The sequence below is a fragment of the Amycolatopsis sp. lyj-346 genome (genome assembly GCF_046548975.1).
Classification (GTDB): Bacteria; Actinomycetota; Actinomycetes; order Mycobacteriales; family Pseudonocardiaceae; genus Amycolatopsis.
Genome location: NZ_JAJPWT010000002.1, coordinates 561,801 through 584,520, shown reverse-complemented (window position 1 = coordinate 584,520; position 22,720 = coordinate 561,801). Strand labels below are relative to the sequence as shown.

The following is a 22,720-nucleotide window of genomic DNA, read 5'->3' as shown; positions in this document are numbered from 1 at the left end:
GGGCCGGGTGCGTTCGTCCGCGTGCCGGATGAGACGGCCGACCGGGGGCGCAGTACGGTCGCACCGCGTGATCACCGTCGCGGGGGCGGCGCACGAGAATTCGAGGAGGCAGAGTGACCGAGCCCGGCTACGCCGAGGGCGGGAACGGGCAGCAGCCCGCGACGCCGGCCCGGGACGCCCAGTTGCTGGAGCGGACCGTGTTCGAGGTCAAGCGGATCATCGTCGGCCAGGACCGCCTGGTCGAGCGGATGCTCGTCGGCCTGCTGGCCAAGGGCCACCTGCTGCTCGAAGGCGTGCCCGGCGTGGCGAAGACCCTCGCCGTCGAGACGTTCGCGCGGGTCGTCGGCGGCTCGTTCTCGCGCGTCCAGTTCACCCCCGACCTCGTGCCCGCCGACATCCTCGGCACCCGGATCTACCGCCAGGGCGCCGAGCGCTTCGACGTCGAACTCGGCCCGGTCGTGGCGAACTTCGTGCTCGCGGACGAGATCAACCGCGCGCCCGCCAAGGTCCAGTCGGCGATGCTCGAGGTGATGGCCGAACGGCACGTGTCGATCGGCGGCCAGACGTTCCCGATGCCCGACCCGTTCCTCGTCCTCGCGACGCAGAACCCGATCGAGAACGAGGGCGTGTACCCGCTGCCGGAAGCCCAGCGCGACCGGTTCCTGTTCAAGATCGTCGTCGAGTACCCCTCGGCGGAGGAAGAGCGCGAGATCATCTACCGGATGGGTGTCACGCCGCCCACCCCGCACGAGGTGCTCAGCCCGGGCGAGCTGGTCCGGCTGCAGGGCGTCGCGTCGCAGGTGTTCGTGCACCACGCGCTGGTCGACTACGTCGTGCGGCTGGTGCTGACCACCCGGACGCCGAACGAGCACGGCCTCGCCGACGTCGCCGGCTGGGTCTCCTACGGCGCTTCGCCGCGGGCGAGCCTCGGCATCATCGCCGCCGCGCGGGCGCTGGCCCTGGTCCGCGGCCGCGACTACGTGCTGCCCCAGGACGTCGTCGACGTCGTCCCCGACGTGCTGCGCCACCGGCTCGTGCTGTCCTACGACGCACTGGCCGACGGGGTGCCCATCGACCACATCATCACGCGCGTGCTGCAGACCGTGCCGCTGCCGCAGGTCTCGGCCCGGCCGCAGGGCGGGGCCGGCCAGAGCGGCCCGGTCCCGGCGGGCGCGCCGGTCAGGTAACCCGGCGATGGCGAAGAACGAGAAGGGCGAACGTCCTTCGTGGGCGCCGCCGGTGCTGCGCGGCGAGCGCCTGGAAGCCGGGCTCCGCACGCTGGAGCTCGACGTCCGCCGCCGGCTCGACGGGCTGCTGCAGGGCAACCACCTCGGCCTGGTGCCGGGGCCGGGGTCCGAGCCCGGCGAGGCCCGCCCGTACCAGCCCGGCGACGACGTCCGCCGGATGGACTGGGCGGTCACCGCCCGGACCACGACCCCGCACATCCGCGAGACCGTGGCCGACCGGGAGCTGGAGACGTGGATCGTCGCCGACCTTTCGGCGAGCCTCGACTTCGGCACGGCGCTCTGTGAAAAGCGCGACCTGGTGGTCTGCGCCGTCGCCGCGGTCGCGCACCTGACCGGGGGTGGCGGCAACCGGATCGGCGCGCTGATCTCCACCGGCGCCGAAACGACCCGCATCCCGGCACGCGGCGGCCTCCCGCACGCCCGCGGGCTGCTGCGCAAGGTCGCCGAAACGCCGCGTGCGGCCGAGGGCACCCGGGGCGACTTCGCCCAGGCCCTCGAAGCGCTGCGCCGCCCGCCGCGCCGGCGTGGCCTGGCCGTGGTGATCTCCGACTTCCTGGGCGACACGTCGTGGGAGCGGCCGCTGCGGGCGCTGGGCGGGCGCCACGAACTGATCGCGATCGAAGTCCTCGACCCGCGCGACGTCGACCTGCCCGAGGTGGGCACCGTCGTGCTGGCCGACCCGGAGACAGGGAAACAGCGGGAAGTGCACGCTTCGGCCTTGCTGCGCAAGGAGTTCGGGGCCGCGGCCCACGCCCACCGCCAGCGCGTGGCGGCCGGCCTGCGGCGCGCGGGCGCGGCCCACCTGACGCTGCGCACGGACGCCGACTGGATCGCCGACATGGTGCGGTTCGTCGTGGCCCGCAAGCGCCGCTGGTCGGGGGGTGTCGCGTGAGTTTTACCGGGTTCGCGTCGCCGTGGTGGTTCCTGCTGCTGATCGCGGTCGCCGCGGTCGCCATCGGGTACGTCCTCGCGCAGCGGGCGCGCCGGAAGCGGACCATGCGGTTCGCGAACCTGGACCTGCTGGAAAAGGTCGCGCCGAAGAGCCAGGGCTGGATCCGGCACCTGCCGGCGGTGCTGATCGTGCTGTCGCTGCTGCTGCTCACCGTGGCGCTGGCCGGACCGACCGCCGAGCAGAAGGTGCCGCGCAACCGGGCGACGGTGATGCTGGTCATCGACGTTTCGCTGTCGATGGAGGCCACCGACGTCCAGCCGACGCGGCTGCAGGCGGCCCAGGAGGCGGCGACGAGCTTCGCGCGGAACATGACGCCGGGCATCAACCTGGGGCTGATCTCCTTCGCGGGCACGGCAACGGTGCTGGTCAACCCGACCACCGACCGCAACGGCGTGATCAAGGCGATCGAAAACCTGAAGCTGGCCCAGTCGACGGCGACCGGGGAAGGCATCTTCGCCGCGCTCCAGTCGGTGGAGAGCTTCTCGAGCGTGGTCGGCGGGGCCGACGGGCCGCCGCCGGCGCGGATCGTGCTGATGTCGGACGGGAAGCAGACGGTCCCGGAAGACCTGTACGCGGCGCGAGGCGGGTACACCGCGGCGCAGGCGGCGAAGCAGGCCGGCGTGCCGATCTCGTCGATCTCGTTCGGCACCACCCACGGCTCGGTCGACATCGACGGCAAGCCCCAGCCGGTCAGCGTGGACGACGAGTCCCTGCGCGAAATCGCCCGGCTGTCCGGCGGCGACTTCTACAAGGCGGCCAGCGCCGAAGAGCTGAAGAAAGTCTACGCGGACCTCGGCGAGCAGATCGGCTACGAGCTCAAGGACGCCGACGCGAGCAAGCCGTGGGTGGTGGTGGGGACGTTGATCCTCATGCTCGGCGCGGCGGCCAGCCTCTTCTTCGGACAGAGACTGCCGTGACTCAGGCTCGGCGGACGCCGTACAGGCTTCCGCCGAGCAGGGTCACCCCGGAGAGCACGCCGCTGACGAACGGCACCCACTCCGCGGCGCTCCCGAGCAGGACCAGACCGACGACGCCGAGCACGGTCAGGACCACGCCGACCACGAGGATCGAGCGGGTCTTCCACGCCGAGGCGAGCGCGGCGAAGTGCAGCCCGACGATCGTGGCGATCCACGCGACGTTGGCCTGCACGGGCGCGTCCAGCAGGTTCAGCACGAAGAACCCGGCGACGAGCAGCACGACTTCGCCGATGACGATCACCCGGTAGCTCGGCCCGAACACCGGCCGCCCTTCGAGCGTGGGACGCCCGCCCGCGCGGACGCCGAGGACCACCACCGCCGCCAGGGCGAGCACGGCGAGGGCCCGCAGCACCCAGCCGAGCGCGGCGGGAACGGGGTCACCGGAGTTGACCAGGACGAAGACGGTACCGAACGCGGCGCCGATGAGCGCCCCCAGGAACTGCTGTCGCATCGGGTGAACCTACCGGAAGCCGTTTTGGCGCCACGCTTCGTAGACGGTGATCGCCGCGGTGTTGGCCAGGTTCAGCGACCGGCTCGTCGGGAGCATCGGCAGCCGCACGCGGTCGGTCACCTCGGGCGCTTCCTGGACCACGGCAGGCAGGCCCACCGATTCCGGCCCGAACATCAGGACGTCGCCCGGTGCGTAGGCGACGTCGGTGTACAGCCGCGTCGCCGAGGCGGTGAACGCGTAGACCTTCGCCGGCAGCAAGGCGTGCCACGCCGCTTCGAGACCGGCGTGGACGTGGACGCGCGCCAGGTCGTGGTAGTCCAGCCCGGCCCGGCGCAGCTGCTTGTCCTCCAGGGTGAAGCCGAGCGGCTCGACCAGGTGCAGTTCGCAGCCGGTGTTGGCGGCCAGGCGGATCGCGTTGCCGGTGTTGGGCGGGATTTCCGGGTGGTAGAAGAGGACGCGGAACACGGGCTCAATCTAGTTCCCGATCCGGCCAAAAGCAGGCCGCCCCCCTCAGCGGCCCGTAACGTTCCTGCGAGGCCATTCGGCCGTGACTGTGGCCGGATCGGGAACGATCGGCACAGTCAGCCGTGCAGGGCCTGGTACGCGGCTGCCGCGCCCGGTTGCAGGGGGACCGGCTGGGTTCCGATGAGTGTCCGCACGTCGAGGAACTGGGTCCCCACCGCCTCGGCGGGCACCAGCGCGGTGGCGCGCTCGACCAGCAGCCGGACCACCGCCGCGGCGACGTCGCCGGGCAAGGACGGCGTGCACACCAGCAGGTTCGCCACGCCGATCGTGCTCAGCGCGCCGACTCCGCGGTACGCGCCGTCGGGGACCTGGACCTGGTCGTACACCGGGCCGTACGCCGCGCGCAGGGCCGGTACCACCGAATCCAGCGGCAGCAACGCGATCGGGGTCGTGCGGGTGAGCTCGGCCAGCTTCGGCGTCGGGACGCCGCCCGACCACAGCATCGCGTCGATGCGGCGGCCGGCCAGTGCGCGGACCGCGTCGTCGAACGGCAGGTGGCGGGCGTCCACCGCGACGCCCGCCTTGGCGAACAGGCGCTCGCCGAGCTGCGCCGCCCCGGAGCCGCCCGCGCCCAGGGACACCGCGCGTCCGGCGAGGTCGGCCAGGCGGCGCACCGGCCCGTCCGCCCGCACGACCAGCTGCAGGTAGTTCTCGTACACCCGGCCGAGCGCGAGCAGCGGTACCTTCGCGGCGAACGGCGGCCCGCCGCCGAGTGCGGTCTGGGCGACGTCGGCGAGCACCAGCCCGAGGTCGGCCTGCCCCCGCTGCACCAGGCCGACGTTGGCGACGCTCGCCTCGGTCGGCACGGCGGTGGCGTGCAGCAGCGGTTCCGCGCGGTTCAGCTCGGCCGAGAGCAGCTCGGCGAACGCCAGGTAGAAGCCGCCGCGCTCGCCGGCCGCGATGGTGAGCGTGCGTTCCGGGCCGCGGTAGCCGGACGGCGAACACCCGGCCAGTGCGAGGCCGAGGCCGCCGAGCAGGGCCGTGCGGCGGGTGAGCGTCATTCCGGCACCTCCTGCAGCGGCAGCGTGACGCGGACTTCGAGGCCGTGGGGGAGCGCTTGGCGCAGTTCCAGGACACCGCCGCGCGTGCGCACCTGCTGGTGCGCGATGGCCAGGCCGAGGCCGGTGCCGCGCGGGGCGCCTTCGCCACCCGCGCGCCAGAACCGCTCGGTCGCCCGTGCACGGTCCTCCGAGGACAGACCAGGCCCGTCGTCGGCGACGACGAGCGTGGCGGTCGAGGCGCCGCTTTCCCAGTCCGTGGTGATCTTCGCGCCGCGGCCGGCGTAGTGGACGGCGTTGTCCAGCAGCACGTCGAGGATCTGCGCCAGTTCGCCTTCCGGGCAGCGCACGGTCACCGGCTCGTCGTGGCCGGGCGGCGGCACGATCGCCGAACCCGCGTCCTCGGCGGCCGGGCGCCAGGCGTCGACGCGTTCGGCGAGCACGGACGCCAGGTCGCACGTCTCGTCCGCACCGCCGGCCGCGACGCGGGTCGCGGTGCTCTCGGCCAGCGCGAGGGCGAGCAGGCCGTCGAGGAGCTTCTCGAGGCGCTCGACCTCGGCGACGGTCGCGCGGTAGGTGGCGCCGTCGCCGTCGACCTGGTGGGCCAGGGAATCGACGCGCAGGCGCAGCGCGGCCATCGGGTTCCGGAGCTGGTGCGAGGCGTCGGCGACCAGCCGGTGCTGCTGCTCGGCCGCCTCCAGCACCGCCTCCGACATCCGGTTCACCTCGGCGGCCAGTGACCGCAGCTCGCGCGGCCCGGCGCGTTCCGGGACGTGCGCGCGGTGCCCGTCCGCCACGGCCAGCACCCCGGTCTCCAGCTCGTGCAGCGGCCGCACCATCCACCGGGCCAGCACCACGGCGAGCAGCACGAACACCATCGCGACCAGCACCGCGCCGGCCCCGATGGTGCCCCATCGGGTGGCGACGTCCGCGGCCGCCGCCGTCACCGACGCGCGCAGCACGACCACCCCGGCCACCCGCGTGCCGGTGCCGACCGGGCGGGCGAAGTAGGCCGGTTCGGCCGACCACGGGTCCAGCCGGTCCACCCGTGGCGCGGGTTCGTTGCGCATGGCCGCCTCCACCAGCCCGCGCACCGCCGGCTCGCCCGCGGTCAGGCCGCCCGCCTGCACCAGCGGGAGGCGCCGGGCGTCGACGATGACGACGCCTTCGCCGTACACCTGGGCGTAGCGCTCCGCGTCGGCCGCGAGCGCCGCGGGGTCGCGGGTGTCGACGGCCTGCTGCGCGAGCACGACGAACCGGTCCACGTCGGCGGTGCGGGCGATGACCAGCTGCTGGGTGCGCTGCTCGGCGGTGGCGGTCAGCAGCGGCACGGCGAACGCGGCGACCACCGCGAGGGCGAGGGCGACCAGGACCACCAGGAGCCGGGTGCGCACCGGTCAGTCCCGGCCGAGCCGGTAGCCGAAGCCGCGGATGGTGGTGAGCAGGCCCGGCCGGTCGAGCTTGGCGCGCAGCCCGGTCAGGTGGACGTCGAGCGAGCGCGACACCGCGAGGTACGCGTCGCCCCAGACCTCGTCCATGAGCTGCTGGCGGCTCACCGCGGTGCCGGGGCGGGCGGCGAGGACGGCCAGGATCTCGAACTCCTTGGTGGTCAGCCCGGCGTCGTGCCCGGCGACGAGGACCCGGCGGGCCCCGAGGTCGATCTCGACGTCCTCGACCCGCACGACGTCGCCGGCCGGGGCGGCGCGGGCCACCGCGCGCCGCACGACGGCGTCCATCCGGGCCAGCAGCTCGGCCAGCCGGACCGGCTTGGTCAGGTAGTCGTCGGCGCCGAGCCGCAGCCCGCGCACCACGGACCGCTCGTCGCCGCGGGCGGTCAGCACGATCACCGGGACCGGCGAGACGGCCCGGATCTTGCGCAGGACGTCGAGGCCGTCGAGGTCGGGCAGGCCCAGGTCCAGCAGGACGAGGTCGGCCGCGCGGTGGTGGTGCAGCGCGTCGGCCCCGCGGCCGACGCTGGTGACGGGATGACCGCGCGCGTGCAGCGACTCGGCGAGCGCGCCGGCGACACCCGCGTCGTCTTCGACGAGGAGCACGCGCACGGTCATCCCCCTGTCAGCGTTCGTCTTCCCTGCGCTCTTCCAGCTCGGAGGTCTTCGAGGTTTCCCGCATTGTGCCGTAGACGATCAGCGACACCAGGATGCAGCCCGCGACGTACCAGAAGAACACCGTTTCGTGCCCGGCGCTCTTGAGTGCCTGCGCGATCAGCTCGGCGGTGCCGCCGAAGATCGCCACGGTCAGCGCGTACGGGAGCCCGACGCCGAGGGCGCGGATCTTCGTCGGGAACAGCTCGGCCTTCACGATGGCGTTGATCGAGGTGTACCCGGCGACGATCACCAGCCCGGCCAGCACGAGGAAGAACGCGCCGACGGGGTTGCGGGTCGAGCCCATCACGGTCATGAGCGGGACGGTCAGCAGCGTGCCGCCGATGCCGAAGAACAGCAGCAGCGGACGGCGGCCGATCCGGTCGGACAGGCGCCCGAACACCGGCTGCAGACAGGCGGCGAGCAGGATCGCGCAGAACAGCACGATGGTGACCTGCCGGCGCGGGATGTGCGCGGTGTTCTCCAGGAACTTCTGGCTGTAGGTGGCGAAGGTGTAGAACCCGACCGTGCCGCCGAGGGTGAGGCCGACGACGAGCGCGATCTCCTTGGGGTACTTGACGAGTGCGCGCAGCGTGCCGCGTTCGCCCTTGTTCTCGCCCTTGTTCTCGTCCGCCTCTCGCTGGTAGCTCTCCGATTCGTCCATCCCGCGCCGCAGCCACATGACGACGAGGGCGGCGAAGGTGCCGACGACGAACGCGATCCGCCAGCCCCACGACGTCAGCTGCTGCTCGGTGAGCAGCGCCTGCAGGATCAGCTGAAGACCCAGCGCCAGCAGCTGGCCGCCGTAGAGCGTCACGTACTGGAAGCTGGAGTAGAAGCCGCGCTTGCCGGGAGTGGCCACTTCGGACAAATAGGTCGCCGAGGTGGAGTACTCGCCACCGACCGACAGGCCTTGGATCAGCCGCGCGGTCAGCAGCAGGATCGGCGCGGCGATGCCGATGGTGTGGTAGCTCGGCGTGACGGCGATGAGCAGCGAGCCGCCCGCCATCAGCGTCACCGAGAGCACCAGCGCACTGCGCCGGCCGAACCGGTCGGCGAACCGGCCGAGCATCCACCCGCCCAGCGGCCGCATGAGGAACCCGACGGCGAACACGGCCGCGGTCCCCAGGAACGCGGCCGTGGTGTCGGACGTCGGGAAGAAGGACTTGGCGAAGTAGGTGGTGAACGCCGCATAGGCGTACCAGTCGTACCACTCGACCAGATTGCCGATCGAGCCGCGCAGCACGTTGCCGATCACACGCTTTTCACTGACGGCCGCCGGAGTGGCATCGTCGATCCGGGTTGTCATCGTCGACCTCCTGTGTCGCGACTCACGGTGACCAACCAGCGGGTAACCAGCAAGCTCGGGAGGCAGTTCCTAACACGTGCTTAGGACGATGACGGGGACGCGGATGTCCGGCTCGATGATGCGCGGTGGCCGGCCGTCACGCCGGCGCGCTACCGCCCGAGGACCGGAACCATCCGGGTGAGGAGGTAGGTGCACGCCCAGCGCGACTCGGTGCCCTTCGGGCTGATCGCGCCCTTGGCCAGCTTCGGGGCGAGCTTCCGCGGCTCGGGGATCGTCGTCGGGTCGTCTGCGCCCTTGAGCGCGGTCTTCCAGTCCAGCTGGGTCAACCGCGAGATCTCGCTCGCGACGATCAGCCGCCGCACCTTCGGGTCGTTCTCCAGCACCTGCATGACGAGGTCGGCGTTCTCTTTGCCGGGAACCTTGGCGATCACGCTCAGCGAGTTCGTGCGCAGCGTCGCGGTGTCGCCTTCGACGGCCCACTTTCGGAACCACTCGATGGCCTTCTCGGAGACGACGCTGCCCAGACTCACGTCCGTCCGATGCGCCGTCGGCGTGTTGCGCAGCGGTCCGGGGTCGCCTCGCTCGACGCCGGCCAGGAGGGCCGCACGACTGGTTTTGTCCACGATCAACAGGTTCGAGTGCGTGATGTCCTTGCGCCACATGTCGACTCCCAGGACTTGTTCGTACGCCTCGATCAGCTCGATCGAGGCCGTCCGCTGCCCGGTCTCCACCATGCCGAGCAGCGACTTGGAGAACCTGATCTTCTTCGACATCTCGGTGAGCGACAGGCCTGCGGCCTCACGTTCTTCCCTCAACCGGGAACCCGGCACCGTTGTCACGGGTGTGGACACCTTGTGGACCTTTCTCCACTTCATCTCACGCGCTGTGCTGGCGATGCTACCCATGTGCCGCGCCGAGAAGGAGAGCTGATGTCCGCCGTGATCCACATCGATCCCGAGGCGATCCACCCGGTGATCGACGGCCTCTGGCACCGGACGCGGTCGGGCGGCATCCCGGAACCCGGCGAGCCACTGCTGATGCTGTGCGGAACGCAGGGCGTGGCCGTGTTCGACGTGCTGGCAAAACGTCGAGAGCGCGGCGTGCCGCACCAGTGTCCGCGCTGCGAGGCGATCTACCGCCGCCAGCACGGCATCGCGCCGAGCCCCGTCCGGCGATCATGACGAGGTGAGAACCAGCGACAGCGGTGAGCTCTCCCGGTGACGCTCTGTGGCGGGCGTCGCACGTTACCGGCGGGTTGTGTGGAAGAACGCACCGGTGATCTTTGGTTACCGGTGCGTTCTTTGGTTGAGTTCTGGTCGGCGTGGCCGCACGTGCTGACGCGGCGGCATAACGCCCGCTTAAGACGGTCGCGGCGAGGCCGGGCGCGGGTGCGCGACCCGGCGGTGCTGCCGATAACCTCGTGCGCGTCAGCAGCGCAGGAGTTCACGAAGAGGGAGAACACAGTGGGACGGTCGGTTCTGGTCACCGGGGGCAACCGGGGCATCGGTCTGGCGATCGCCCGGGACCTCGCCGCACAGGGGCACCAGGTCGCCGTCACGCACCGTGGTTCCGGGGCGCCCGAAGGGCTGTTCGGGGTGCAGGCCGACGTCACCGACACCGAGCAGGTCGACGCGGCGTTCAAGCTCGTCGAGGAGCACCAGGGGCCGGTCGAGGTGCTGGTGTCGAACGCCGGGCTGACCGACGACACGCTGCTGATGCGGATGAGCGACGAGCAGTTCGAGCGGGTCATCAACGCCAACCTGACCGGCGCCTACCGCGTCGCCAAGCGGGCCTCGCGCGGCATGCTGCGCGGCAAGTGGGGGCGGTTCGTCTTCATCTCCTCGGTCGTCGGCCTCTCCGGCTCGGCCGGCCAGGCCAACTACGCGGCGTCGAAGGCGGGCCTGGTCGGGTTCGCGCGCTCGCTGGCCCGCGAACTCGGCTCGCGCAACATCACCGCGAACGTCGTCGCGCCCGGGTTCGTCCACACCGACATGACCGACGAGCTGCCCGAGGCGCGGAAGAAGGAGATCCTCGCCCAGGTGCCCTCCGGCCGCTACGCCGAGCCGGCGGAGATCGCCGCCGCCGTGCGCTACCTGGCCTCCGACGAAGCCGGCTACGTCAACGGCGCGGTGCTGCCCGTCGACGGCGGTCTCGGCCTCGGCCACTGAAGTCTTCGAAAACACATTCACCGAACCAAGACCTGGAGGACCCGTGCCCGGACTGCTCGAAGGCAAGCGCCTGCTGATCACCGGTGTCATCACCGACGCTTCGCTCGCCTTCCACGCGGCCAAGATCGCGCAGCAGGAGGGCGCGAAGGTGGTGCTGACCGGTTTCGGCCGCATGTCGCTGGTCGAGCGCATCGCCAAGCGGCTGCCCGAAGAGGCGCCCGTGCTCGAGCTGGACGTCACCAACACCGAGCACCTCGACTCGCTGGCCGACCGCGTCCGCGAGCACGTCGACGGCCTGGACGGTGTGCTGCACTCGATCGGCTTCGCCCCGCAGACCTGCCTCGGCGCGCCGTTCCTCGACGCGCCCGCCGAAGACGTCAAGACGGCGATCGAGATCTCGACGTACTCGTACATGTCCCTGGCGAAGGCGTGCCTGCCGCTGCTCGGCCGGGGTGCCTCGTACGTCGGCATGGACTTCGACGCGCGCGTCGCGTGGCCGGTCTACAACTGGATGGGCGTCGCGAAGGCCGGGCTCGAGTCGGTCAACCGGTACCTGGCCAAGGAACTGGGGCCGCAGGGCATCCGGGTCAACCTGGTCAGCGCGGGCCCGATGAAGACGATGGCGGCCAAGTCCATCCCGGGCTTCGTCGACCTGGAGGACGGCTGGGGCGAGCGCGCGCCGCTCGGGTGGGACAGCACGGACCCGGACCCGGTGGCGAAGAGCGTCTGCGCGGTGCTGTCGGACTGGCTCCCCGCCACGACCGGTTCGATGATCATGGTCGACGGCGGGGTCCACTTCCTCGGCGTCTGAGCCTCACACGGCCACCGGCTCACGGTCGTCGCCGCGCTGGACGGCGGCGGCGACCGTGAGCGCGGCCAGCGTGGCGACGCCGAGGGCGATCCCGGTCCAGGCGACGCTCGGGAAGCCGAGCCCGGCGTCGATCGCGACGCCGCCCAGCCAGGGCCCGACGGTGTTGCCGACGTTGAACGCCGCGGTCGCGCTGGCGCCCACGAGCGTGGGCGCATCGCCCGCGACCTGGTAGGCGCGGACGTTCAGCGCCGGGTTGGCGCCGAACGCGGCCACGCCGAACACCAGCACGGCCGCGACGGCGACGAGCGCGTCGGTGGTGAGGGCGAGCACGAGCAACGCGCCCAGCGCGAGCGCGAGGCAGCCGTAGAGCGTGGCGAACGGCCGCCGGTCCGCGAGCCGGCCGCCGGCGCTGATCCCGATCAGCGCGCCGACGCCGAACAGCGCGAGGACGCCCGGAACCCAGCCCGCCGGGAGGCCGTCGGTCTCGGTGAGCAGCGGCGCCAGGTAGCTGAACGCGGCGAAGATCATGGCCTGGCACAGCGCGATCACGCCGAGGGCGAGCCAGACCCGCCCGCGCCGGTACAGCCGCAGCTCGCCGCGGGCGCCCACCGCGTCCCCGGTCGTCTCCGGCACCAGCAGGGCCACGCCCACCACCGCGAGCAGCGTCGCCACCGCGACCGCCCAGAACGCCGTCCGCCAGCCGGCGTGCTGGCCCAGGAAGGTGCCGGCGGGCACACCGGCGATGTTCGCGACGGTCAGGCCGCCGACCAGTACCGCCATCGCGCGGCCGCGCCGGTCGACGGGAACGAGCGCGATCGTCGTCGCCAGTGCGACCGCCCAGAACCCGGCGCAGGCCAGCGCCGCGACCACGCGCGTCGCGAAGAGGAGCGCGTAGCCCTCGGCGAGGGCGCCGACGACGTGGGCCACGACGAACACGCCGAGCATGGCCAGCAGCGTCCGGCGGCGGGGGAGCCGGAGGGTGCCGACCGCCAGCAGCGGCGCGCCGACGACCATGCCGACGGCGAACGCGGAGATCAGCAGGCCGGCGTCGGGGATGCTCACGTGCAGGTCGGCGGCCATGCCGGGGAGCAGGCCGGTGATCATGAACTCGGACGTGCCCAGCGCGAACACGCTGAGCCCGAGGACGAAGACGGCCAGGGGCATGGGGCTTCCCTCCAGGTTGTGTATCGTTCAGTTCAAAACTGCGGCAGGCGGCGCCGGACTTCGCCGGGCGAACGTGTCAGCGGGCGACGATCGCCGAAAGCGCGAGATCGGCGACGGCGCGCCTGCCGGCCCGGCTCGTGCCCCGGCGGGCCATCACCCGCAGGCCCGAGGTGGTGCTGAGCAGGTACTCCGCCACCTCGGCGGGGTCCAGGCCGTCCCGGAGGCTGCCGTCGAGCACGCCTTCGCGGACGCATTCGGCGAACATGGTCAGGTTCCGGGCGGTGTCCTTGCGCAGTGCGGCGCCCACTTCGTCGTCGGGCACGCCGAGTTCGGCCAGGGTGTTGACCACCAGGCAGCCGCGGGGCTGCTCCTCGGCGTCGTCTTCGATGGCGCTGTCGAGGACCGCGGCGAGCCGTTCGGCCGCGGTACCGGGGCCGTCGAGGATCGCCTGGCGCCTGTCCAGCTGGGTGCCGGTGTAGTGCGCCAGCGAACGCCCGAAGAGGGCTCGCTTGCTGGTGAACGTGTTGTAGACGCTGCTGCGGCCGAGCCCGGTGGCCTGGCACAGGTCCTGCGTGGACGTCGCTTCGTAGCCGTGTTCCCAGAAGGCGTGCATCGCCTTCTCGACGGCGGCGGTTTCGTCGAACTCCCGTGGCCTGGCCATGGCACCCACCGTAGCAGAGTTTTGTACTGGTCGATTCATAACGGGCCCCCGTCAGCGTGCGGGCCGCCACCGCGGCAAGATGGCGGGGTGGGATACGACGCGTTGCTGTGGCTCTCGTTCGGAGGTCCGGAAGGGCCCGACGACGTCATGCCCTTCCTCGAAAACGTCACCCGGGGCCGGGGGGTGCCGCGCGAGCGGCTCCTGGAGGTGGCCGAGCACTACCGGCACTTCGGCGGGGTTTCGCCGATCAACGAGCTGAACCGCGACGCGATGGCCGCGGTCGAGAAGCAGCTCGCGGCGGCCGGTGTGGACCTGCCGGTGCACTTCGGCAACCGCAACTGGCACCCGATGGTCGAGGACACCCTGGCTTCGCTGACGTCCCAGGGCGCCCAGCGCGTCCTGGTGTTCCCCACGAGCGCGTACGGCGGCTACTCCGCCTGTCGCCAGTACGACGAGGACATCGAGCGCGCCCGCGCGTCCGTCGGTGCCGGTGCCCCCGAACTGGTGAAGATCCGGCAGTTCTTCGACCACCCGCTGTTCGTCTCGGCGGTCGCCGACGGCGTCCGCGCGGCGCACGCGTCGCTGGGCGACGAGCCGGGGATCCGCACGGTGTTCACCGCACACTCGGTGCCGGAGAGCGCGGACCGCGCCTCGGGCCCGCCGTCGGAAGGCGGCCGCCGCTACTCGCGCCAGATCGCGGAGGCGGCGCGCCTGGTGGCGGCCGAGGCGGGCGTCGGCTCCTACGACGTGGTGTGGCAGTCGCGGTCCGGGCCGCCGCAGATCCCGTGGCTGGAGCCGGACATCGTCGACCACATCGACGCGCTGCACGCCGACGGGGTGCCGGGCGTGGTCGTGTCGCCGATCGGGTTCGTGTCCGACCACCTCGAAGTGATCTGGGACCTGGACAACGAGGCGGCGGAACGCGCGGCGGAGCACGGAATGGCCTTCGCCCGCGCGGCGACGGCGGGATCGGACCCGAGGTTCGCGGAGCTGGTGGTGGAGCTGATCCGAGAGCATACGCACGGGGTGGTGCCGCGGAAGCTGTCGGCGTTCCCGGCGGCGGGCTGCACGCTCAACGGCGCGCCGTGCGCGGTGGGCTGCTGCGAACCCGCGAAGCGCCCCGGCCGTTAGGTCCGGCACCCCACGAGGTGGCCCCGGCCCACCGCCCCAATGTGGCCTTGGGTGCGTTGAACGCACCGAAGGCCGCCTTGGGTGCGTTCAACGCACCGAAGGCCACATTGGGGCGCTGGAAGTCTCAGCCTTCGCGGGCCGTCTGTTCCGCGAACACCCGCACCGCTTCGTTGACCGCCGCGCAGCGGGCCGTGCGGACCGCGTCCGACAGCGGCCGCAGCGCCTGGGCGCGCAACGACGAAGCCGACGCCGACAACGCCCCGCCCGGGTCGTCCGACAAGGCGATCACCAGGATCGCCGCGATCTCCTCGGCCCGCTGCAGCACCCGCAACGAGCGCCCGGGTGTCCCGGCCGGCCAGTCGACGTCCGGGCGGGAACGCAGGTGGGCCGACAGCTCCGCACGCACGCCCGGCCGGTCCGAGGCCACGTCGAGCGTCTGCAACGCCCCGGCGCTGGCGCGGATCGCGTCCGTCAGCCCGTGCTCGGCCTCGCCGAGCGGGACGTGCTCCGTGGTGGCCTGCGAGGCCAGCGAGTAGACCGTCCAGCGCACCAGGCCTTCGGCGATCGGCTCGGGCACCAGGCCGAACCCGAGGTCGGCCAGCACCAGCGCGTCGCCCGCGCGCAACGCCGCTTCGGTGAACGGGCCGCCGCCGCCGAGGCCGCGGACGTCGCCGGGGACCGGCAGCACCAGCCGGAGGGATTTCGCTCCTTGCGAACGCAGCGCCATCAGCAGCTGCACCGGCGTGGCCGCCCGGTTGAACGCCAGCGGGAGCGCGAAACTGTCGGCCGCGGCCGCGTCGGCGGCCACGACGTCATGGGCCTCACCCCACGCGAGCAGGGCATCGAGGACATCGTCGGACGCGGCGGCCCCGTTGAGCCACGCACTCGACCAGACGGCGAAAGTCGCACTGGGACGGCACACGACGCCCTATTTTACCGGCTCGCCCGCGATGCCAGGAGCGCGCCCACGCTGGAGCCGCTCCACGTCGACGGACCGCCGATCCGGCAGTAGCGTCGACCGGGTGAACGCTGTTCCAGACGCTCTTCCCCGCACCGCCGGGGCCCTGCGCGCGGCCGGGTACGAACCGCGCCCGATCGCCCGAGAGATCCACGACAACCTGCTGACCGCCCTCAGGAACGGCGAAGACGCCTGGCCCGGCATCGTCGGGTTCTCCCGCACCGTGCTGCCGCAACTGGAGCGCGCGCTGCTGGCCGGCCACGACGTCGTCCTGCTCGGCGAACGCGGTCAGGGCAAGACCCGCCTGCTGCGCACCCTCGCCGGCCTGCTCGACGAGTGGACGCCCGTCATCGAAGGCTCGGAGCTGGGCGAACACCCGCTGCAGCCGATCACGCCGGCGTCGATCCGGCGGGCCGCCGAGCTCGGCGACGACCTGCCGGTGGCCTGGCGCCACCGCTCCGAGCGCTACACCGAGAAGCTCGCCACGCCGGACACCTCCGTCGGCGACCTGATCGGGGACGTCGACCCGGTGAAGGTCGCCGAAGGCCGCAGCCTCGGTGACCCGGAGACCATCCACTTCGGTCTCGTCCCGCGTGCCCACCGCGGCATCGTCGCCATCAACGAGCTGCCCGACCTGGCCGAGCGCATCCAGGTCGCGCTGCTGAACGTGATGGAGGAGCGCGACATCCAGGTGCGCGGCTACACGCTGCGGCTGCCACTGGACGTGCTGCTCGTGGCCACCGCGAACCCCGAGGACTACACCAACCGCGGCCGGATCATCACCCCGCTCAAGGACCGCTTCGGCGCCGAAATCCGCACCCACTACCCCTTGGACGTGGAAGCGGAAGTGGCGGTCGTCCGGCAGGAGGCCAACCTCGTCGCCGAGGTCGGCGAGCCGCTGCTGGAGGTCATCGCCCGGTTCGTCCGGAACCTCCGCGAATCGACGGTCGTCGACCAGCGTTCCGGCGTCTCGGCGCGGTTCGCCGTCGCCGCGGCGGAGACCGTGGCGGCCGCGGCCCTGCGGCGCTCGGCGCTGACGGGGGAGGAGCCCGCGGTGGCGCGCCCGGTCGACCTCGACGCGGTGCCGTCGGTGCTGCGCGGCAAGATCGAGTTCGAGCCCGGCGAAGAGGGCCGCGAGATCGAGCACCTCGTCCACCTGCTGCGCCTGGCGATCGCGGAAACCGCGCGTGACCGGTTCGCCGGGCTCGACCTGCGGCCGCTGGCCGACGCGGTCGCCGATGGCCACCTGGTCGCCACCGGCGAGCGCGTGCCGGGCAAGGACGTCCTGGAAGCCCTGCCGGAGCTGCCGGTGCTGCACGAGGTCGCCCAGCGGGCCGGGGTCGCCGCCGACGAGCCCGCCGGGCGGATCGCGGCCGCCGTCGAACTCGCGCTCGAATCGCTGTTCCTGTCGCGAAGGCTCGCCAAGGACTCCGACGACGCGACGACCGTCTACGGCCGATGACCGCGGTCCCGCTTCCCGACGGCTACTCCTACGGCCCGTGGCACGACGGGCCGGACCCGCTCGCGCCGCCGGCCGACCTGCGTGACGCGCTCGACGAGATCGGCCGCGACGTCATGGCCGGGGCGTCGCCGCGGTCCGCGCTGGAGGAGCTGCTCCGGCGCGGCACGAACCGCACCGCGGGCCTCGACGAGCTCACTCGCCGACTCTGGCAGCGTCGCTCGCAGATCCAGCGGCGCAACCGGCTCGACGGCACCCTCCAGGAGGTCCAGCGCCTGCTGCAGGAGGCCCTCGACGCCGAACGGCGCGAGCTGTTCCCGGACCCGGACGACGACGCCCGGTTCCGGGAGACCCAGCTCGACGCGCTGCCGCCGGGCACGGCCGCGGCGGTCAACGAGCTCGCGAACTACGACTGGCGCTCCGAACAGGGCCGCGAGAACTACCGGCAGATCCGGGACCTGCTGGGCCAGGAGCTGATGGACTCCCGGTTCCAGGGCATGAAGCAGGCGCTGCAGAACGCCGGGCCCGAGGACGTCGAGCGGATCAACGCGATGCTCGGCGACCTCAACGACCTCCTCGAGGCGCACGCGCGCGGAGCCGAGGACATCCAGCAGCGCTTCGAAGACTTCATGGGCAAGCACGGCGAGTTCTTCCCGGAGAACCCGCGGAACGTCGAGGAGCTGATCGACGCGCTCGCCGAACGGTCGGCGGCCGCCCAGCGCATGCTGAACTCGATGTCGGCCGAGCAGCGCGCGGAACTCGCCGAGCTGACCCAGCAGGCCTTCGGCGACCCGCGCCTGGCCCAGCAGCTGTCCCGGTTGGACGGTCAGCTGCGGGCGGCGCGGCCGGGTGAGGACTGGACCGGTTCGGCGCGCTTCCGCGGCAACAACCCGCTGGGCATGGGCGAAGGCGCGCAGGCCATGGCGGACCTCGCCGAGCTCGACGCGCTGGCCGAGCAGCTCGGCCAGTCCTACCCCGGCGCGCGGCTGGAGGACATCGACCTGGAGGCCCTCGAACAGCAGCTCGGCAAGGACGCGGGCGTCGACGCCCGCCGGCTGGCCGAACTGGAGCGCGAGCTGCGCCGGCAGGGCCTGTTCGAACGCGCCGCCGACGGCTCGCTCCGGTTGTCGCCCAAGGCGTTGCGGCGCCTCGGCGAGACGGCGCTGTCGGACATCGTGAACGCGTTGCGCGGCAAGACCGGCGAACGCGAGACCGAGTCGGCGGGCGCGGCGGGCGAGCCCACCGGTGCGTCCCGGCCGTGGCGGTTCGGGGACATGCAGCCCTGGGACGTGCCGCGGACCATCCGCAATGCGGTGCTGAGGTCGGTGTCGGCAGGGGAGCGGCGGGTGCGCCTCGACGTCGAGGACGTCGAGGTGGTCGAGACCGAGCACCGCTCCCGCGCGGCGGTGGCGCTGCTGGTCGACACGTCGTGGTCGATGGTGCAGGAAGGGCGCTGGCTGCCGATGAAGCGCACGGCACTGGCCCTGCACCAGCTGATCAGCACCCGCTTCCGCAACGACGCCCTGCAGCTGATCACGTTCGGCCGCTACGCCCAGTCGGTGGAGCTGCCGGAGCTGGTCGGCCTGGAGGGTGCGTGGGAGCAGGGCACCAACGCCCACCACGGGCTGCTGCTCGCCGGGCAGCACCTGCGGCGGCACCCGGACGCCCAGCCGGTGGTGCTGGTGGTCACCGACGGCGAGCCGACGGCGCACCTCGAACCGGACGGCGAGGCGGTCTTCGACTACCCGCCGCAGCCCCGTACCCTCCACAAGACACTGTCCGAAGTGGACCGCCTGGCCAAGCTGGGTGCGTCGATCTCGGTGTTCCGCCTGGGCGACGACCCGCGGCTGACCTCCTTCGTGGACCTGATCGCCCGCCGGTCGGGCGGCCGGGTGATCGCGCCGGACCTGGACGGCCTCGGTGCGGCCGTGGTGGGGGACTACCTGCGCACCCGGCGGTGACCGGCCCGGACGCTCTCGCACCGCCGGCGGGAGCGTCCGCTCACCGGCGGTGCCGCCGGACGCGCACCTGCCGCGGGTCGATCCACCGGCCGTGCGCGGGCTGGCCGGCGAGCGGGTCCGTCCACCGCACCCGCAGGCGGTCCGGGTGCGCTTCCTGGATCCGCGCCTCCGTCCACCGGCCCGGCGTCTCTTCGACCCACCACGGGTCGGCGAGGCAGGAAAGGCCGGTGCGGCGGACGACCTCCTCGGCTTCCTCGCGGCTCGTCGGCTCGGCGAGTGCCGCGTGGAACACGGTGACCGGCTCCCAGCCCGCTCCGGTGAGCCGGAGGTGGCCGAGGAGCTCGCCGTCCTCCTCCCGCCGGACGTCGATCGGCGGCACGCCCAGCCCGTCGCGGACGGCGGCGATCACCTTCTCGGTTTGCGCCTCCAGGGCGGCCAGCCCGGCCTGCTCGTCGGCCGAGCCGACGTAACCGGCCGGATCGGTGCGGACCCCCTGCTTCCACACCGCGGTGAGCCGCTGCGTCGCGGTGATGTCCTCGTCCGGGCGGCCGTCGACCAGAACGAGATCCGCGCGCAGCCCGGGCCGGATCCGGCCGCGGTCGGCCAGCCCGAACGCATCGGCGGGACGGGCGGTCGCCGCGGTGAGCGCCGACGGCGGCGAGCACCCCGCCGCCACCAGGTACCCCAGCTCGCGGTGCAGGCTCGCGCCGTGGACGGTGCCCGGGTTCGGCGCGTCCGTCCCGGCCAGCAGCGGCACGCCGGCCTCGTGCAGCAGCCGGGCGTTGGCCCGCGCCACCGTGAAATCCGGGAGCTGCGGCGGGAGCCACCGCTGCGCCTGCCGTTCGAGCACCGCACACCACGCCGGACCCAGGCGGCCGGCGAGCGCGGGCTCGGCGAGCAGCGAGCCGCCGGGAAAGCCGTCGGCCACCGACAGCGTCGAGATCACCGCGACCCCGGCCGCGGCGACGGCGGCGACCTGGCGGCCGGCCAGTGCGTCGAACGGGACGTGCGCGAGCACGTCCACCCCGGTGGCCAGCAGGTCCACCGCCCCGCGCGCGGTCGACACGTGCGCCGCGACGACGAGGCCCGCCCGGTGCGCGGCTTCGGCCAGTGCGGCGATCGTCGGCACGTCCAGTGACGGCATCGGCATCGGCCCGCCGGTGCCGTCGTCGTAGAGCACCTTCAGGTGCGTCGCACCTTCGGCGACGCGGTCGGCGACGAACCGCTCGGCGTCCCGCGGTCCGGTCACGTACGGGAAAGGCGCGTACATCAGGCTGGGGTGTCCGCCGGGTGCCGTGGCCCCGACGCTGGACGACCGCACGTCCGCGCAGTCCGGTTCCGCCGCGCGCGCCAGGGCGTCCCGGACCGTGTCCGGCTTGCTGAACATGTCCAGCACGGTCGTGACGCCGAACGTGAGCGCCTGCCGCGGTGCGCCGGGCAGCAGGTGCACGTGGGCGTCGATCAGCCCGGGGAGCAGGGTGCCGCCGCGGGCGTCGACGTGCTCGTCGCCGGGCCGGCGCAGGGTGTCGTCGCCGACCGCGGTGATGCGGCCGTGCGCGATCCGGACCGCGGTGTGGTCGGTGAGGCGCTCGCCGTCGAAGACGCGGGCGCCGGTGATGGTCGTGGTCACCGCGCCCACGATAAAAGTTGACACAGTGTCAAGGTCAACTTCAAGCTGAAGGGATGCAGTACTCGATCAGCCAGGTCGCGAAGGCGTCCGGCGTCTCGGCGCGGATGCTGCGCCACTACGACGCGATCGGCCTGCTGACCCCGGCTTCGGTGGCGGCGAACGGCTACCGCTGGTACGGCCGGCTCGAACTGCTGCGCCTGCAGCGCATCCTGCTGCTGCGCCGGCTCGGGCTCGGCCTGGCCGAGATCGGCGCCGTGCTGGGCGACCAGGTCGAAGAAGCGGCCGCGCTGCGGGGGCACCTGGCCCAGCTCGAGGAGGAGCGGCGCCGCCTCGACCGGGTCATCGCCACCGTCGAGGAGACGATCGCCGACCTCGGCCGCGCCCGGATCGACGACCCGGACCGGTTCTTCGCCGGATTGCGCAAGGACGGCGCCGCGATGCGGCAGAACTACCGCGAGACGTTCGGCGAGGGCGCCGCCGTGGCGTTCGACACCGCCCAGGCCGCCCAGGAGGGGCTCACCGCCGCGGACTACGAGCACGCCGCCGCCCGGAGCGCGGCGCTGTTCCGGCGGCTGGCCGCCGTCATGCGCTCCGGTGCCGCGCCGGAAGACCCCGCCGCGCTCGACGCCGTCGCCGAGCACTACGAGTCCGTGAGCCACTTCTGGCAGCCGACCGCCCCGGCCTACGCGGCGATGGGCGGGCTGTACCTGACCGATCCCCGCCAACGGGCGCTGGCCGAGCGGGCCGATCCCGCGCTCCCGGCGTGGCTGGCTCGGGCGATCGAAGCGTACGCGCGCGTGAGGCTCGTCCCACCGCTCGGGAAGGCGTGACGCACCAGCCCTTACAGTCGAGGTATGCAGACTTGGTCATCGGTCGACGTGCCCCGCATCCCCGGCACCCCCCGCCCGCTGCGGCTCCACGACACGGCCACCGGGCAGATCCGCCCGACCGCGCCCGGCGCCACCGCCCGGATGTACGTCTGCGGCATCACGCCGTACGACGCGACGCACCTGGGGCACGCCGCGACGTACCTGGCCTTCGACCTGGTGAACCGCATCTGGCGGGACAACGGGCACGACGTCCACTACGTGCAGAACGTCACCGACATCGACGAGCCGCTGCTGGAACGCGCCACGCGCGACCAGGACGACTGGGTCGTGCTGGGCATGCGCGAGACGGCGCTGTTCCGCGAGGACATGACCGCGCTGCGCGTGCTCCCGCCGAAGCAGTTCGTCGGCGCCGTCGAGAGCATCCCGGAGATCGTCGAGGTCATCGCGAAACTGCTGGCCAACGGCGCCGCGTACCGCGCGGACGACCCGGAGTTCCCCGACGTCTACTTCGACCACACGGCGACCGGGAAGTTCGGCTACGAATCGAACTACGACGCCGAGACGATGGCGAAGTACTTCGCCGAACGCGGCGGCGACCCCGACCGGGCCGGCAAGCGTCACCCGCTGGACGCGCTGCTGTGGCGCGTGGCCCGCGAAGGCGAGCCGTCCTGGGAGTCCGAGCTCGGCCCGGGCCGCCCCGGCTGGCACATCGAATGCAGTGCGATCGCGGTCAACCGGCTGGGCCTCGGGTTCGACCTCCAGGGTGGCGGCTCGGACCTGATCTTCCCGCACCACGAGTACAGCGCGGCGCACGCCGAGGCCGTCGCGAAGGACGGTCAGTTCGCCCGCCACTACGTGCACGCGGGCATGATCGGCCTCGACGGCGAGAAGATGTCGAAGTCGCGGGGGAACCTCGTGTTCGTCTCGCGCCTGCGTGCCGACCGGGTCGATCCGGGCGCGATCCGGCTGGCGCTGTTCGCCGGCCACTACCGCGACGACCGCCCCTGGACGGCACAGCTGCTGGCGGACGCCGAAACCCGGCTCGCGCGCTGGCGGGAAGCCGTCTCACTGGCCACCGGACCGGCGGCGGCGGACACCGTCACGCGGCTGCGCGACCACCTCTCCGACGACCTCGACACGCCGAAGGCCCTGGCGGCGATCGACGCGTGGGCGAACGAGGCCCTGCGCCGCGACGGTACCGACCCGACGGCCCCGGCCCTGATCCGCGACGCCGTCGACGCCCTCCTCGGCATCACCCTCTGACGACGAGAGGGGGCACTTTCGCGTGAAAGTGCCCCCTTCTGACCCGGCGGAGGTCGTCACTTTCCCTGGGAAAGATGCGAGATGGGCACTTTCGCGTGAAAGTGCCGCACTCGTGTGCGGAAC

Annotated in this window: 22 protein-coding genes; 11 read left to right on the top strand and 11 right to left on the bottom strand. The window is 72.6% G+C overall.

What is annotated here, in order from left to right:
• Positions 1–113 precede the first annotated feature (113 nt).
• From ACLJQE_RS08990 to ACLJQE_RS08980, 3 genes are read left to right on the top strand one after another with little or no spacing between them, the layout of a single operon-like run.
• Complete coding sequence (locus tag ACLJQE_RS08990) at positions 114–1,187, top strand: AAA family ATPase (protein WP_410638680.1); 1,074 nt, start codon at positions 114–116, stop codon at positions 1,185–1,187.
• Between the two features lie 7 nt (positions 1,188–1,194).
• The gene (locus ACLJQE_RS08985) at positions 1,195–2,139 is read left to right on the top strand and encodes a DUF58 domain-containing protein (RefSeq protein ID WP_410638679.1); all 945 of its coding nucleotides are present in this window, start codon (positions 1,195–1,197) and stop codon (positions 2,137–2,139) included.
• Positions 2,136–3,116, top strand: coding sequence for a VWA domain-containing protein (locus ACLJQE_RS08980; RefSeq protein WP_410638678.1), 981 nt, complete (start codon positions 2,136–2,138; stop codon positions 3,114–3,116). Before ACLJQE_RS08985 ends, ACLJQE_RS08980 begins: the two co-directional genes overlap by 4 nt.
• 1 nt (position 3,117) lies before the next feature.
• On the opposite strand, the gene ACLJQE_RS08975 is transcribed toward ACLJQE_RS08980, so the two are convergent.
• The 7 genes from ACLJQE_RS08975 to ACLJQE_RS08945 all read right to left on the bottom strand — a co-directional run bounded on the left by ACLJQE_RS08975 (position 3,118) and on the right by ACLJQE_RS08945 (position 9,376).
• Positions 3,118–3,627, bottom strand: coding sequence for a hypothetical protein (locus ACLJQE_RS08975; protein WP_410638677.1), 510 nt, complete (start codon positions 3,625–3,627; stop codon positions 3,118–3,120).
• A 9-nt stretch (positions 3,628–3,636) separates the two neighbouring features.
• Positions 3,637–4,092, bottom strand: a complete 456-nt coding sequence (locus tag ACLJQE_RS08970; protein WP_410638676.1) for a tRNA (cytidine(34)-2'-O)-methyltransferase — start codon at positions 4,090–4,092, stop codon at positions 3,637–3,639.
• Positions 4,093–4,208: 116 nt separating this feature from the next.
• Entirely contained in the window at positions 4,209–5,153 is a 945-nt protein-coding gene (locus ACLJQE_RS08965; RefSeq protein ID WP_410638675.1) for a TAXI family TRAP transporter solute-binding subunit, read from the bottom strand.
• Positions 5,150–6,544: a sensor histidine kinase gene (locus ACLJQE_RS08960; protein WP_410638674.1), complete on the bottom strand. Its 1,395-nt coding sequence runs from the start codon at positions 6,542–6,544 to the stop codon at positions 5,150–5,152. Before ACLJQE_RS08960 ends, ACLJQE_RS08965 begins: the two co-directional genes overlap by 4 nt.
• A gap of 3 nt (positions 6,545–6,547) precedes the next feature.
• Positions 6,548–7,216: a response regulator transcription factor gene (locus tag ACLJQE_RS08955; RefSeq protein WP_410638673.1), complete on the bottom strand. Its 669-nt coding sequence runs from the start codon at positions 7,214–7,216 to the stop codon at positions 6,548–6,550.
• A 7-nt stretch (positions 7,217–7,223) separates the two neighbouring features.
• Positions 7,224–8,561: an MFS transporter gene (locus ACLJQE_RS08950; protein ID WP_410638672.1), complete on the bottom strand. Its 1,338-nt coding sequence runs from the start codon at positions 8,559–8,561 to the stop codon at positions 7,224–7,226.
• 149 nt (positions 8,562–8,710) lie between these two features.
• On the bottom strand, positions 8,711–9,376 hold the full coding sequence (locus ACLJQE_RS08945) for a helix-turn-helix domain-containing protein (protein WP_410638671.1): 666 nt from the start codon (positions 9,374–9,376) through the stop codon (positions 8,711–8,713).
• A 114-nt stretch (positions 9,377–9,490) separates the two neighbouring features.
• Between ACLJQE_RS08945 and ACLJQE_RS08940 the strand changes: the two genes are divergently transcribed.
• From ACLJQE_RS08940 to fabI, 3 genes are all read left to right on the top strand, one after another.
• Positions 9,491–9,742 (top strand): hypothetical protein, encoded by a 252-nt coding sequence (locus ACLJQE_RS08940; RefSeq protein ID WP_410638670.1) that lies wholly within the window; start codon positions 9,491–9,493, stop codon positions 9,740–9,742.
• A 282-nt stretch (positions 9,743–10,024) separates the two neighbouring features.
• Positions 10,025–10,729, top strand: coding sequence for a 3-oxoacyl-ACP reductase FabG (fabG, locus tag ACLJQE_RS08935; protein WP_410638669.1), 705 nt, complete (start codon positions 10,025–10,027; stop codon positions 10,727–10,729).
• Positions 10,730–10,772: 43 nt separating this feature from the next.
• Entirely contained in the window at positions 10,773–11,540 is a 768-nt protein-coding gene (gene fabI, locus ACLJQE_RS08930) for an enoyl-ACP reductase FabI (protein ID WP_410638668.1), read from the top strand.
• 3 nt (positions 11,541–11,543) lie between these two features.
• On the opposite strand, the gene ACLJQE_RS08925 is transcribed toward fabI, so the two are convergent.
• Together ACLJQE_RS08925 and ACLJQE_RS08920 are read right to left on the bottom strand one after the other, a co-directional pair.
• On the bottom strand, positions 11,544–12,704 hold the full coding sequence (locus ACLJQE_RS08925) for a Cmx/CmrA family chloramphenicol efflux MFS transporter (protein WP_410638667.1): 1,161 nt from the start codon (positions 12,702–12,704) through the stop codon (positions 11,544–11,546).
• A 76-nt stretch (positions 12,705–12,780) separates the two neighbouring features.
• Positions 12,781–13,365 carry a TetR/AcrR family transcriptional regulator gene (locus ACLJQE_RS08920; protein WP_410638666.1) on the bottom strand — a complete coding sequence of 195 codons (585 nt, stop codon included), beginning with the start codon at positions 13,363–13,365 and terminating at the stop codon, positions 12,781–12,783.
• 87 nt (positions 13,366–13,452) lie between these two features.
• On the opposite strand from ACLJQE_RS08920, the gene ACLJQE_RS08915 reads away from it, so the two are divergent.
• A complete protein-coding gene (locus ACLJQE_RS08915) occupies positions 13,453–14,496 on the top strand; it encodes a ferrochelatase (protein ID WP_410638665.1) in 1,044 nt (347 codons plus the stop codon).
• 124 nt (positions 14,497–14,620) lie between these two features.
• On the opposite strand, the gene ACLJQE_RS08910 is transcribed toward ACLJQE_RS08915, so the two are convergent.
• Positions 14,621–15,418 (bottom strand): hypothetical protein, encoded by a 798-nt coding sequence (locus tag ACLJQE_RS08910; RefSeq protein WP_410638664.1) that lies wholly within the window; start codon positions 15,416–15,418, stop codon positions 14,621–14,623.
• A gap of 100 nt (positions 15,419–15,518) precedes the next feature.
• On the opposite strand from ACLJQE_RS08910, the gene ACLJQE_RS08905 reads away from it, so the two are divergent.
• On the top strand, positions 15,519–16,916 hold the full coding sequence (locus ACLJQE_RS08905) for an ATP-binding protein (protein ID WP_410638663.1): 1,398 nt from the start codon (positions 15,519–15,521) through the stop codon (positions 16,914–16,916).
• On the top strand, positions 16,913–18,874 hold the full coding sequence (locus tag ACLJQE_RS08900; RefSeq protein ID WP_410638662.1) for a vWA domain-containing protein: 1,962 nt from the start codon (positions 16,913–16,915) through the stop codon (positions 18,872–18,874). Before ACLJQE_RS08905 ends, ACLJQE_RS08900 begins: the two co-directional genes overlap by 4 nt.
• A gap of 40 nt (positions 18,875–18,914) precedes the next feature.
• Here ACLJQE_RS08900 and ACLJQE_RS08895 read toward each other — a convergent pair whose 3' ends face one another.
• On the bottom strand, positions 18,915–20,504 hold the full coding sequence (locus tag ACLJQE_RS08895; protein ID WP_410638661.1) for an amidohydrolase family protein: 1,590 nt from the start codon (positions 20,502–20,504) through the stop codon (positions 18,915–18,917).
• 53 nt (positions 20,505–20,557) lie between these two features.
• Between ACLJQE_RS08895 and ACLJQE_RS08890 the strand changes: the two genes are divergently transcribed.
• A complete protein-coding gene (locus ACLJQE_RS08890; protein WP_410638660.1) occupies positions 20,558–21,334 on the top strand; it encodes a MerR family transcriptional regulator in 777 nt (258 codons plus the stop codon).
• Positions 21,335–21,358: 24 nt separating this feature from the next.
• Complete coding sequence (gene mshC, locus ACLJQE_RS08885; protein ID WP_410638659.1) at positions 21,359–22,597, top strand: cysteine--1-D-myo-inosityl 2-amino-2-deoxy-alpha-D-glucopyranoside ligase; 1,239 nt, start codon at positions 21,359–21,361, stop codon at positions 22,595–22,597.
• Positions 22,598–22,720 lie beyond the last annotated feature (123 nt).